We start from the raw sequence: 11,991 nt of genomic DNA, 5'->3' as shown, positions 1-11,991 counted from the left end.
CAAGAGAGTTAATATTGCCAGCGTGGCCGGTGTTCCGGTCACGCTGTTTTTGCTTGTCGGCCTGCCGGCACCCTTTTTTCGGCCCTCCAGCTGTTTTATCACCCGTAAAGCACCCCGCGCGAAGTAACCCGAACGGCAGCATCGTATACACTGATGTGCTGAAAACAGCTCTATAAACGATCGTCTCTTTTTTGCCTGCGCTGACGTTCAGCGCCCTACCGGAAGACTGCCATGTTTCACCTGATTTTCAGCTTACCCAGCTGGTATGTTATTGCGCGCGTCATCATTCCCTTATCCCTGCCACTGGCCATCAAGATCCTGCTCTCCGCACTGGTTTTACTGGCCTCACAATATCTGCTGGTAAGCCGCTTTACGTCGGGCGGTATTTTCTCCGCCGAAATGCCTCGCATTATTATCATCCTGTTTAACTGGGCGTACAGCACCGTGCTGCTGCTGGCGCTGCTCCAGATGCTGATGGATGCGGTAATGCTGATCGCGCTGCTGTTGCGGCATCCGCTGGAGCTGGTGCCCGGTGTTCGCTATCTGGCTGTGGTGCTGGCGATGGTGATGGCTGCCGTTGGGGTACAGCAGGCGATACGCGTGCCGCCAGTCAAAGAGGTAACACTGGTCCTGCCCAACCTGCCCGCTGAGTTCGAGGGCTATCAGTTGTTGCAGCTGACTGACCTGCATATCACCCGGTTGTTTAATGCGGCCTGGACCGCCGCGATGGTTGAGCGCGCGATGTCTCTCAACGCCGATCTGATTGTGGTAACGGGCGATGTGATCGATGGCAGCCTGGAACACAGGCGGCATGACGTCGCGCCGCTGCGTGGGCTGGCAGCCCGTGATGGCGTATGGGCGATTACCGGTAACCACGAATATTTCTTCCATCAGACAGTCTGGACGGCCCACCTGGCGTCACTGGGGCTGCAGCCGCTGCTCAACAGCCATACCGTCATCCAGCGCGGTGCGGAAAAGCTGGTGATTGCCGGTCTGCCAGATGCCTCCGCACCCGGCAGAAATGCAACCGGCCCCGACCTGGCCCGCGCGCTGGCGCAGGCACCTGAAAACGCACCGGTGATCCTGCTGGATCATCAGCCGCGCAATGCCCGTCAGAACGCGGCTCAGGGCGTGGATGTGCAGCTTTCAGGGCATACGCATGGCGGGCTGATTATCGGACTGGACCGGCTGTTTGCTAAACCCAACGCCGGGTTTGTGTCCGGGCTTTATCAGGTTGGCGGAATGCAGCTCTATGTGAATAACGGCACGGCACTCTGGCCGGGCATGGCGGTCAGGCTGGGCCGCCCCTCCGAACTGACGCGGATTACGCTGCGCCGCCAGCGGTAATCGCGTGACGAAATTACGTCAGGAAAGTGCGGTTTTCGCAGGTGTGCATAAGCTTGAGTGAGACAAAGGAGATCACCATGACGATGTTATGTACCGCCTGCGGGACGGCTTATCCCTCTGATGCCCCGAATCAGCACTGTAAAATCTGTGAGGATGAACGTCAGTACGTTCCGGCTGCGGGTCAGGGCTGGATCGCGTTTGACGCGCTGCGCACCAGCCACGCGAATAAGTGGACGGCCCACAGCGATGCATTGTTAAGTCTTAAAACGGTGCCTGAATTTGCCATTAATCAGCGTGCCTTTTTGCTGCGTACGCCGCACGGCAACGTGCTCTGGGATTGCATCGCTAACCTTGATGACGCCACGTACACGCTAATCGCGGCGCTGGGCGGCATTGATGCTATCGCAATTTCTCATCCGCACTACTACACCACCATGCAGGAGTGGGCAGAGGCGTTTAATGCGCCCCTGCATCTGCATGCCCGAGATCGGCAATGGATTGTCCGGGAAAGCCCGTATATCCGGTTCTGGGAGGGGGATTCACTGGCGCTGATGCCGGGTGTAACGTTGTTACGGCTGGGCGGCCACTTTCCAGGTGGCAGCGTGCTGCACTGGGACGAGGGCGAAGGGGTGATGCTGGCGGGTGATATCATTCAGGTCACGCCGGGTGCGCATGGCGTGTCGTTTATGTGGAGCTACCCAAATATGCTGCCACTGTCAGCCGCCACAGTAGGCGACATCCTGCATCGGCTTGATGACGTAACATTCAGGCAGCTTTATGGCGCGTTTGAAGGTCAGGAAATTCGTGAGCAGGCGAAAGAGAAAGTGATGCGGTCGGGAGAAACTTATCTGGCCTGTCTGCAGGATCATCAGGCGTAGCAGGCGTTGAGAGAATAACAGCCGCCCACAGGTGGCGGCTGTTTTAACACTATTATGCTGTCTGGAACACCGCAACCATGGTACGTAACTGCCCTGCGCGTGCGGCAAGCTCATCAGCAGAGGAGGCCGACTCTTCCACCAGCACGGCGTTCTGCTGCGTCACCTGATCCATCTGGTTCACCGCAATATTGACCTGCGAAATGCCACTGCTCTGCTCCTCAGATGAAGAAGAGATATCACGCATCAGCTGAGAGGTCTGTTCAATGGCACTGACGCTCTGCTTCACTTTGTCGCCTGCGTTCTGCGCCATCGCAATCCCTTCCTGCGCGTGACAGACCGACTGCTCAATCAGGCTCTTGATCTCTTTTGCTGCACTGGCTGAACGCTGGGCCAGCGCCCGCACTTCGGATGCGACAACCGCAAAACCTTTGCCCTGCTCACCGGCGCGCGCCGCTTCAACCGCTGCGTTTAGTGCCAGAATATTGGTCTGGAAAGCGATGCTGTCGATCACGGAGGTGATCTCTTCAATCTGACCCGAACTGCCGCGGATTTTGTGCATGGTCTGCATCACGGAATCCATCGCCGCGCCGCTTAACAGTGCCGCCTGCGTCGCTGATTCTGCGCGATCAGAAGCAAAGCGGGTGTTATCCGCATTCTGCTGAATAATTGATGCCAGCTGTTCCATACTGGCCGCTGTTTCAGCCAGTGAAGCCGCCTGCTGTTCGGTGCGCGACGAAAGATCACCATTGCCTCGGGCAATCTCTTCTGAAGAGTTGGCAATGGTGGCGGCGTTACCTTTGATATCCGAAACCAGCTGGGCAAGACGCTGCTGCATCCGCATCAGCGCATTCAGCAGTTCAGCCATTTCATTACTGCCGGAAATCGTCAGCTGTGCTGTCAGATCGCCCGCCGCGACGCGACTGGCCACTTCGACCGCTTCTTTGACCGGGCGGGTCACAGAGCGGGTGATCATAGCTGCCAGCAGGATGGACAGCACGGCAATCGCCAGCAAACCCGCCAGCAGCAGATACTGTGCCTGACGACGCGTATCAATCTGCGATTGCAGTAACGCCTGCAAACGGGCGCTGCTCTGGGTACTCAGCATGCCGTAGCGGTTGATCGCCTCAGTTAAGACCCGTACATATTCAACCGGGGTAATGCTGACCTGTCCGGTTACAATGGCACCCTCAGCCAGCTGTAATGCACTCAGGGCCTGCTGTTTCGCATTCTCCGCCAGGTCACCAAAGGTCGTCTTAAGATCGGGTTCAATCATGAACACCTTATCCATATTGCCGCTGAACTGTGATAAGGCCGTTTTGCCATTATCTATCTGAAATGCCAGACGACTGCGATCGGCATCCGATGCTTTACCGCTGGCAATTAGCGAAGCACCATTGCCGCGAATCTGACCCAGGGTTTCAGTGAGCAGCGGCAGACGGCTGTAAATACTGACGATCAACTGATAGGTGTTTAAATCGGCATCCAGCGAGAGCTGATAAAAATCCAGTACATCCTGACTGGTGTCCAGGAGCACCTGGATCAGATGAGTATGCCGCGTCAGACTGCTCGCCAGGGTCAGCCGGCCGCCATTGAGATCTTCCTGCAGTTGACGCCACTCCTGATTAACCTGCTCAAGGCGCTTTAATGGCTGAGCCTGCTCATCGCTCTGACGCAAATCGGCAGCAATGCTGTCAGATAAGCTATTGATCTGTGAGACCAGGGCCAGGCGCGGCGGATTATCCATTTTGTTCTGGCCAATCGCTATAGCGCTTTCCGCCCGATGGCGCTGCAGCAGGTTCAGCAACTGCAGGACTTTTTTCTCAACCGGAATACCGGTGAGTTCGACTTTTTTGGTATCAATAAGCTGGTTGCCTGTCTGAATAAACAGAAAGGTAGGTAAAATAAATAACACCAGTGCAAAGGCTCCCAGTAACAGGAATTTTGCTGGCAAATTAATCCGGTCGAGTATTTTTTTCATTCTTTTCCGCTCTGATGTGTGGGGCGTGCAGGTGAGTAGTGCACAAAATTGCGCGTGTCATATTATTTTTACCCTTTCTTTGACATAGCCAGAGACGCCTCATGCAGCGCAATAACGCTATGAAGAAAGGGGTTTGGTATGAAATTTCAGAAATGCATATCGCAGCAGAAAGGAGTATAGATTGCGGTACGTTATTTTACAGTGAATAAAATGACGATATTTACTGCAAGCTTCACCTAAGCTAAATCTAAAAATACTTATAAATATCAATAACATAAAATAATAATGCACATATCAGCATTTTTAGTCGTAAGCCTGACTTCAGCATCACCGTTATGAAAATAAAGAAATTCAAGTTAATGCATCTATCGCCGATAACAGACATCCGCACTGTATCGAATCAATCTCCATTACGCTATTAACCCTGACGAACTCTTTTTTTGTATATATCGATACAGTTTCACCTCACTCTAAAGAGTTAATTTGATCAGCATATTTTAAAAATGAAATCGATTTCATTTCATTTTTATTTAAATAAAAATTATTCTTATTTCGCTCATAAAAGATAAAAAAAAGCCCCCACAGTGTGGAGGCCATGATTTTACTGCTCAGCGATTAGAAACTTTCCCAGTTCGCCTGAGTCATGTCGACGGTGTGGCGCGCAGGCTGCTTCGCCTGCAATACCGGACGGCGTACACCAGCGGGCTGTTGCGACTGCGCAACACGCTGGTTGCTCTCCAGTGTAAAGGTCGCTACCAGCCCTGACAGCGTCTCTGCCTGCTCCTGCAGGGATTTAGAGGCGGATGAAGCCTCTTCTACCAGTGAGGCGTTCTGTTGCGTCACCTCATCCATCTGGCCAATCGCCTGATGAACCTGCTCAATGCCTTTGCTCTGCTCAGACGTCGCCGCGGCGATTTCATTGACCAGATCGGCTACCTGCTGAATCGCCTGACGGACATTTTCACTGTTTGATCCCACGCCGTTGGCCTGCTCTAAACCGTGCTCCACCTGTAAAACCGATGTTGAGATAAGGTCTTTGATTTCACGTGCGGCAGACGAGGAACGCTGCGCCAGATTACGCACTTCAGATGCGACCACAGCAAAGCCGCGACCATGTTCACCTGCACGTGCTGCTTCGACTGCCGCATTCAGTGCCAGAATATTGGTCTGGAAGGCGATGCCTTCGATCAGCCCGGTGATTTCAGAAATTTTTGCTGAGCTGGCGCGAATTTCATCCATGGTGTTGAGCATCTGCTTCACTGACGTGCCATTCTGGATCGACATGTGATTGGCGTTATTTGCCAGGCTGCTGGCCTGATGCGCGCCTTCTGAGTTCTGACGAACCGTTTCGCTCAGCGTCGCCATGCTGGCTGCTGTCTGCTCAAGAGATGCCGCCTGCTCTTCAGTACGCGCGGAAAGGTCTTCGTTACCTGCAGCAATCTGCGTGGATCCGGCACTGACCGATTGCGCGGCGTGACTGACCGAAAGCAGCGTGCCGGAAACGCGTGACAGCAACTGGTTAAACGCCATCGCCGTTTTGCCGATCTCATCCTTACTACTGACTTCAGCGGTATGGGTCAGGTCAAGCGTATGACTCACCTGCGTCATGGTGTTGACGATGCCTGAGAGGCTCTTTTTAATGCCAAGGATCACCTTAGCGGAGAAACCGGCCAGCAGCAGAACAAGCAGCAGCGAACCACCAGACATCGCCCACAGCGTCTGCGAATAAATGCGCTTATTCTCAGCCCTGAGCTGTTCGCCAATTTCAATATTCAGCTGAATCTGACGGGTGAAATCCGCCTCCATTTTACGGGTAGCGGCCCCTATACCATTATCACTCTGCAGTAAGGGTAGTGAGACAGCATCATTCTGAGCGCGAGAGGCGGCAAGAAATGCTGGCAATGCGCTGCGAACCGCATCCAGATTTTTATAGGCCTGCTCGGTCATCGCTTTATCTTCATCATTGGAGATGTCATTCGCCATATAATAATCATTCAATGACTTAACCTGCTGAAGCAGATTTTCAATGCGCTCTTCCGCAGCAGGGAGTTTTGTCGCATCGGTAGTGCTCTGGTGGCGATAAAGAGCAATGCCTATCTGATTGGTCACACTGATCGATTTGTTGAGATCGCGAATGCTGGGTATCGCATTCATCTGTACGTATTCAAAACGGGATTGAAAGCCCGAAATCACTGATAAAGAAATAATCACCAGCGCAATCAGTGACATTGCAAGCAGTGAGAAAATCAATACCAGACGCTGTGTAATAGTCATAAACGTCCCCTGGAGAGAAAATAAGTGTGAACCTGGTTTGAACTGGATTATTTTTATCGGCTTTCGTCCACGGGGCTTTAATCAATCGTGGAGGATATATTTTTTTATTTTTACTTGCGTCTCTAACAGAGTGAACTACCTCACGATGTTCTCAGTTATCGATCCCCTTTCATTTTTCCCCTTTAACAACGCATGTCGACAAGAATCTGCCTGCCTGCTTACACGATATTTACATAACCCGATGGTCAGGATCAGGATTAAGATGCTGTCCGTTGGGATCTGATAATTAGCCTGCTAATTCAACAGGATCGCTGACGATAATTGTTGTAAAGAGGCACGTCTGCATCATGAAAAAGGGCAACAGATCCTGCAACATCAGTGCTGCGAATAGCAGGCGTTGCCGGAGACGAACATTCGAAATGTGGGCGTGTCATCAGATTAAATGATAGGTGTAAACGTGGGCGGGTGAACCCTAACGGCACATCTCTGAGATTTTAGCCATTTGTGTCAGGGCCAGATTAAAGCAGGAAATTCACTGGCGGAATACTGATTGTGGTCTATGCTCACTGGCCCGACCAGGCTTAAGTCTGTCGCGCAGCAATAACGTTTACAATAAAAAAGGTAGTTCTCATGGATTTAGCCACATTTGAAACCAGAACCGGTCTTTGGCCACACATGCAATTTACGGATGTTGAATATGAAGAGTGCAGTGCTGGCTTTGAAATCTACGCCATTGATGTCAGCCGCCAGACGAAGAGCAAGCTGTTTATCTGTCGCGTCACAACAGAACAGCAGGCAGCGTCGCTGACGGCGCAGTTCAAAGAGTGGCTGCCAAAGTTAAAGCTTAAAAAGCGTAAAGTTGCGCTCAACCTGGCACGCATGGCCTGCGAGAAGAGCTATCCTGCTAATCCTAACTATCAGGATCGGTCAGATATGGGTCGTCAGTCGTCCAGGCTCTGAAGCCATTCAGTCAGCATCCGCCAGAGCAGCGTGGCTGAAATACCTGCACTGTAGTGTTATTTTCCGTTCTGCGGCGCGTGTTAACTGCGCGCCGCAGGCATCTGAAACAACCGACACTCACCAGGCTCAACAGAAATATCACTGAAGGTAGTGATATGCATCTCGATCCAGGTATTTGCGGCTCGCAGTGTATGAGGTGCGTTGCGCTGTTGCAGCTCCGCCACAAAATCCCGGGTGCTGACGGTAAACTGACCGGCATCATCCTGTCTTGTCGCCTCTCTGAAAGCATGCCAGATCTCATCATCCTGTGACATCACATTGACTCCACAACGGCTTTTGTTTGAAATAGTACTGTGTTTATGAACAGTATAATTAATCCGTCAGGCGGTCAAGTCTGCATTCACATGCTTTGGATGCCGGAATTATGGCCATTAATAGCCGTAGCCGCAGGCAGATCAGGACTTTAATCCTAATCTTAGTAATCGTTTTCATATCCAATTAACTGACTGATCCTGCTCATTATTTTACATTGTAAGCATTTTAATTATTTGATATCTAACTAAAAAAAGGGTTAACCGCAGCGGAAATAACAGCGGTTTTGCCCTATCTTTAAATGGCTCTGCAACGAAATCCACTTCTGTTTCAGAGTGATCTGACTCCTACCCTTGCCCCCTTTTATAGGGGGGCACTTTTTCAGTTACCGCAGATGTCGACACGCAGTTAACTCTGCAGGCGAGTAATGTTTACGCGTACCGGTTAAACCTGCTGAAGACGTTAAGATTGCGACTGGAAAAGTGGTGGATTTGTAACCTGATAATTCAATGGCTGTGCTGATATTATCAAAAGCCCAAACCAGTTGATTGAATATCAGGACAATTTCCTGAAATATCAGAGAAACTGATTTTTACCCGCGTAATAATCCCACCAGAACAACATGGTAAGGAGAATATAAAGCGCGTAATAATCAGGCACGAACCGAATAACCGGCGCCTCACCAGGGATGTCGTGACGTTATAATAATGCGCTATATCCGCTCTTCGCCCCCGCTTTTGCGGGGGCTTTTCTTTTATCTCTGCTTATTCGCCGGTTTATTATTGAGACGCCATCTGACATGTGTGTGCTTAATGCCTGAAGTATTTCCCTGCCCTATGCCCGGTTTGATGCCGCAAGCAGAACGATATATTGGCCGCAGTTATGCCCTTAACCATCAATATTTCTGTGGTATGGTTAATCAGTAACTTCCTGCCATGTGAGTCTGCTTATGCTCTCCACCCTGATTTACCGTAGCCAGCTTGCGGGTTCGGTCTCGCCAGAGAAGCTTAAAGCGCTGGTGGAGCGCGCCAGCATCAAAAACGCTGAAGCTGAAGTCACCGGAATATTGCTCTATGACGGGCAGCATTTTTTTCAGGTGCTTGAAGGGAGCGTCGAGAACGTTCACACAGTTTTCCAGCATATCAGTCGGGATGATCGGCATTTTAATCTGATTGAACTGATGCGAGACTATGCCCCTGCACGTCGCTTTGGTCATGCCGGTATGGCCTTATTTGATTTACGTGACTATCAGAAACATACCGTCGTGGAAGCCCTGCTTAAACGGGTCACCCTGACTGATGAACGAATCAGACATGACCGGGTAGTGAAGTTCCTGCGTTCTTTTGTCGAAGGCAGAGATAAAGAGACGTTTATCGGGATTGCCCCTGCCAGCGAGTGGACACTGACTACGCCCCTTACCGTCAGCGCCCTGCCACCCCTGCAGCCTGCAGCGGATCAGCGCTGTGAATTTGCGCTTCAGCCTATCGTAGACGCAGCGAATCGCCGGATTGTCTCCTGCGAAGCCCTGATACGCGGTCTTCAGGGCGCACCACCCGCAGACTACTTTTCACAGCTGCCGGAAGGCGAGCGTTATCAGGCGGATCTCCATTCCAAAACCTATGCGTTTCAGCTGGCCAGACATCTCGGCCTGCGGGAGCAGACGCTCTCCGTCAACCTGCTGCCCATGTCGCTGGTGGTGATCGACGATGCGGTTGAACATCTCATTCAGCAGATCAGGCAACAGGGATTGCGCCCTGAGCAGGTGGTGGTTGAGGTGACTGAAGATGAGGTCATCTCCCGCTTCGATGCCTTTCAGTTTGCTGTGCGCCAGCTGAAAGCAGCCGGAATCAGCCTGGCCCTTGATGATTTCGGTGCCGGTTTCGCAGGCCTGTCGCTGCTCGCCGATTTCCAGCCCGACAAAGTTAAGATCGATCGCAAGCTGATTACCGATATTCATCGCAGCGGCCCGCGTCAGGCGATTGTGCTGGCCATCCTTAAATGCTGCCAGGCGCTGGAAATTACGGTCATTGCGGAAGGCGTGGAGAAAATTGAAGAGTGGCTCTGGCTGGAAGGTGCCGGGGTCCGTTATTACCAGGGCTTTCTGTTTGCCCGCCCTGCCCTTAATGCTCAGCCTGCCGTGAGCTGGCCTGCACGACGCCCGTGATTTCCCCGGCAGAAATACCTCCCTGCCTGCCCTTTTGCTCATAGTTTGAAGCGGCTCACACCGCTTCGCTGCAAAAAGCAAAAGCTGTGCCATGCTTGATCCATCTGACAGCCTTCTGGCAGGACAGATATTCATCAGGTCCCTGGATAACAACCGGAATTGGGAGAATCACCATGAACGAAGATCGCATTGGCGGCAACTGGAAGCAGTTCAAAGGTAAGGTCAAGGAAAAATGGGGTGATCTTACGGATGATGATATGACCGTTGTAGAAGGGAAGCGCGATCAGCTGGTCGGTAAAATTCAGGAACGCTACGGCTACGAGAAAGACCGTGCCGAAAAAGAAGTAAAAGAGTGGGAAGATTCCAACAAGTACCACTGGTAAAGCGTTCTTAATCGCCGGGCGTCTCTGCGCCCGGCACCTGCCCGTCAGCCCTTCTCTCCGTCTGTTCATTTACTCTCTGACACCTCTGTACCTGTTGCAGGGACAGATTATGGAAATGATTGTTTCTTTATTTATTCCTGGCGCGCATAATGCGGCCATCTTTCCCGATCATGGGATTGCAACGCTTCCCGGATATCAACTATGCCTCACCACTCTACCGACACCGTATGTGGTCTCGTCGGTGTTCTTCCTGAAACCCTGCGTCGCTGGCGCCGGGCCGGGCTGATCACACCGCCTGGCCCTGCTGGCTATTCAGATCAGCAGCTCACGCGCGCGCTCTGCGTTCGTGAAATGACATCAGGAGGCCATACGCTGTTTGATATCCATGCTGCCCTTAACTGGCCCAGCGTCACGCTGCCCGGCGGCTGGGCCTGCCGGGAAGAGGATATGTTGCAACTGCTGGCGAACAATCCGGACGCAGATGTTGAACGTGAACTACAGATGATGAATACCGACTACTGTGGTGATGACTATGTTAATCGCTATCTGCGGCCGCTCAACCTCTGGCTGCGTTCTGACCTCAGCGAAGGAGCAGCCCAGCGTCAGCAGCGTTTTCATAGTGCCGTCATCGGCCAGTGGGAGCGCCTGTCGCTGGCCGCACGGCGACGCAGCACCGTACCACTGTTTCTTGAAGCGGTCAGCGTAACGGATGAAACCGAGATCTGGATGGAGGCGATACGGCTCAACGGACAGGGCTTTCGGGTTGAAGTCGCAGCGGCCGCATGCGGTGTTCCCGCTGTAGCGCATCGCCGCTTTGAGCATCATCTGATGTGGTGTGGCGATGGTATCAGTGCATCGATGAAGGCGGCATTTCACGCCAGCCTGGAGGCGGGTGATCCTGTTATGCTGACCGGAACAAATACTGGCGTGCAATCGCCCGTCTGCCCGATGTCTGCCAGCGCCTGATGCGGTTGACCTTCTTCCCTGCCAGCAGTTAAAAGGGCGGAAACAGCCTTAGCCGCTTCCGCCCTGTTCACATTACTGATGTTCCAGCGTTCGTGGTCCGCCGATCGCAATCGGGATACGACGCGGTTTCTCGCTCTCCGGTATTTCCTGGATCAAATCAATGCTGAGTAAACCGTCCGCCAGGCTGGCGCCGGTCACCTTCATGTGCTCCGGAATCGAAAAGCTTAGCTGGAAATCGTGCCGGGAAATGCCGCGATGGATCCAGCTGCTGTTCTCCTGCCGAGCTTCGCCGGACGACTCCCCGGATGCATCATCCCGGTGACCTGCCACGCAAAGCCGGCCGCCACGTAGTTCTATCTCCAGCTCATGCTCTTTCCAGCCGGGTACGCTGACGGTCAGCGCGTAGCGGTTATCCTCAACCCGCTGCAGATCGTAAGCGGGAACTGACGTCACCGGCTTGTCGCCAGTCAGCTGGCTGAACAATTTATCGATACGGCTAAAACGGTCTGAAAAGACAGAATCCGTCAGCGAAGGAAAAACAGAAAACTGTTGTACAGACATGGTGATAATCTCCTGAACAGGTTCATCCAAAAGTTCATCTGACCGGTATGATATTCCCGATCATCGCTAAAGTAGGGATCAGTTGTCCGCTTTCAAGTAGCTTAATAGATTTTTTTTAACGTGACTGTACGGCCGGTTATCACAGAAATACATTTCAGGGTATTAACT

At 52.3% G+C, this 11,991-nt stretch carries 10 protein-coding genes; 6 read left to right on the top strand and 4 right to left on the bottom strand.

Going from position 1 to position 11,991, the window contains the following annotated elements; genetic code table 11:
* Nucleotides 1-231: 231 nt before the first annotated feature.
* The gene (locus BY447_RS22670; RefSeq protein WP_110332343.1) at nucleotides 232-1,347 is read left to right on the top strand and encodes a metallophosphoesterase; all 1,116 of its coding nucleotides are present in this window, start codon (nucleotides 232-234) and stop codon (nucleotides 1,345-1,347) included.
* Nucleotides 1,348-1,424: 77 nt separating this feature from the next.
* A complete protein-coding gene (locus BY447_RS22665; protein WP_095708323.1) occupies nucleotides 1,425-2,225 on the top strand; it encodes an MBL fold metallo-hydrolase in 801 nt (266 codons plus the stop codon).
* Nucleotides 2,226-2,277: 52 nt separating this feature from the next.
* Here BY447_RS22665 and BY447_RS22660 read toward each other — a convergent pair whose 3' ends face one another.
* Both BY447_RS22660 and BY447_RS22655 read right to left on the bottom strand, forming a co-directional pair.
* Nucleotides 2,278-4,203 carry a methyl-accepting chemotaxis protein gene (locus BY447_RS22660; protein ID WP_110332342.1) on the bottom strand — a complete coding sequence of 642 codons (1,926 nt, stop codon included), beginning with the start codon at nucleotides 4,201-4,203 and terminating at the stop codon, nucleotides 2,278-2,280.
* 615 nt (nucleotides 4,204-4,818) lie between these two features.
* On the bottom strand, nucleotides 4,819-6,477 hold the full coding sequence (locus BY447_RS22655) for a methyl-accepting chemotaxis protein (protein ID WP_110332341.1): 1,659 nt from the start codon (nucleotides 6,475-6,477) through the stop codon (nucleotides 4,819-4,821).
* 630 nt (nucleotides 6,478-7,107) lie between these two features.
* Here BY447_RS22655 and BY447_RS22650 point away from each other — a divergent pair.
* The gene (locus BY447_RS22650; RefSeq protein WP_110332340.1) at nucleotides 7,108-7,437 is read left to right on the top strand and encodes a hypothetical protein; all 330 of its coding nucleotides are present in this window, start codon (nucleotides 7,108-7,110) and stop codon (nucleotides 7,435-7,437) included.
* Nucleotides 7,438-7,517: 80 nt separating this feature from the next.
* Here the strand turns inward: BY447_RS22650 and BY447_RS22645 are convergent, their stop codons facing one another.
* Nucleotides 7,518-7,751 (bottom strand): DNA polymerase V subunit, encoded by a 234-nt coding sequence (locus BY447_RS22645; protein WP_095708319.1) that lies wholly within the window; start codon nucleotides 7,749-7,751, stop codon nucleotides 7,518-7,520.
* Between the two features lie 947 nt (nucleotides 7,752-8,698).
* Here BY447_RS22645 and BY447_RS22640 point away from each other — a divergent pair.
* From BY447_RS22640 to BY447_RS22630, 3 genes are all read left to right on the top strand, one after another.
* A complete protein-coding gene (locus BY447_RS22640; protein ID WP_110332339.1) occupies nucleotides 8,699-9,913 on the top strand; it encodes a diguanylate phosphodiesterase in 1,215 nt (404 codons plus the stop codon).
* Nucleotides 9,914-10,086: 173 nt separating this feature from the next.
* A complete protein-coding gene (locus tag BY447_RS22635) occupies nucleotides 10,087-10,296 on the top strand; it encodes a CsbD family protein (protein ID WP_010256969.1) in 210 nt (69 codons plus the stop codon).
* Nucleotides 10,297-10,497: 201 nt separating this feature from the next.
* Entirely contained in the window at nucleotides 10,498-11,262 is a 765-nt protein-coding gene (locus BY447_RS22630) for a MerR family transcriptional regulator (protein ID WP_110332338.1), read from the top strand.
* A gap of 72 nt (nucleotides 11,263-11,334) precedes the next feature.
* On the opposite strand, the gene BY447_RS22625 is transcribed toward BY447_RS22630, so the two are convergent.
* Nucleotides 11,335-11,823, bottom strand: coding sequence for an Hsp20 family protein (locus tag BY447_RS22625; RefSeq protein WP_107320517.1), 489 nt, complete (start codon nucleotides 11,821-11,823; stop codon nucleotides 11,335-11,337).
* Nucleotides 11,824-11,991 lie beyond the last annotated feature (168 nt).

It is taken from the genome of Pantoea sp. JKS000250, assembly GCF_003201065.1.
GTDB lineage: Bacteria > Pseudomonadota > Gammaproteobacteria > Enterobacterales > Enterobacteriaceae > Pantoea > Pantoea vagans.
The sequence above is the reverse complement of the archived record's forward strand: the minus strand, read 5'-3'. Positions and strand labels throughout refer to the sequence as shown.

What these genes read in the sequence shown, in the direction of transcription:
- BY447_RS22670 (WP_110332343.1), top strand. Translation starts at nt 232, where the DNA reads ATGTTTCACCTGATTTTCAGCTTACCCAGCTGGTATGTTATTGCGCGC.
- BY447_RS22665 (WP_095708323.1), top strand. Translation starts at nt 1,425, where the DNA reads ATGACGATGTTATGTACCGCCTGCGGGACGGCTTATCCCTCTGATGCC.
- BY447_RS22660 (WP_110332342.1), bottom strand. Translation starts at nt 4,203, where the DNA reads ATGAAAAAAATACTCGACCGGATTAATTTGCCAGCAAAATTCCTGTTA.
- BY447_RS22655 (WP_110332341.1), bottom strand. Translation starts at nt 6,477, where the DNA reads ATGACTATTACACAGCGTCTGGTATTGATTTTCTCACTGCTTGCAATG.
- BY447_RS22650 (WP_110332340.1), top strand. Translation starts at nt 7,108, where the DNA reads ATGGATTTAGCCACATTTGAAACCAGAACCGGTCTTTGGCCACACATG.
- BY447_RS22645 (WP_095708319.1), bottom strand. Translation starts at nt 7,751, where the DNA reads ATGTCACAGGATGATGAGATCTGGCATGCTTTCAGAGAGGCGACAAGA.
- BY447_RS22640 (WP_110332339.1), top strand. Translation starts at nt 8,699, where the DNA reads ATGCTCTCCACCCTGATTTACCGTAGCCAGCTTGCGGGTTCGGTCTCG.
- BY447_RS22635 (WP_010256969.1), top strand. Translation starts at nt 10,087, where the DNA reads ATGAACGAAGATCGCATTGGCGGCAACTGGAAGCAGTTCAAAGGTAAG.
- BY447_RS22630 (WP_110332338.1), top strand. Translation starts at nt 10,498, where the DNA reads ATGCCTCACCACTCTACCGACACCGTATGTGGTCTCGTCGGTGTTCTT.
- BY447_RS22625 (WP_107320517.1), bottom strand. Translation starts at nt 11,823, where the DNA reads ATGTCTGTACAACAGTTTTCTGTTTTTCCTTCGCTGACGGATTCTGTC.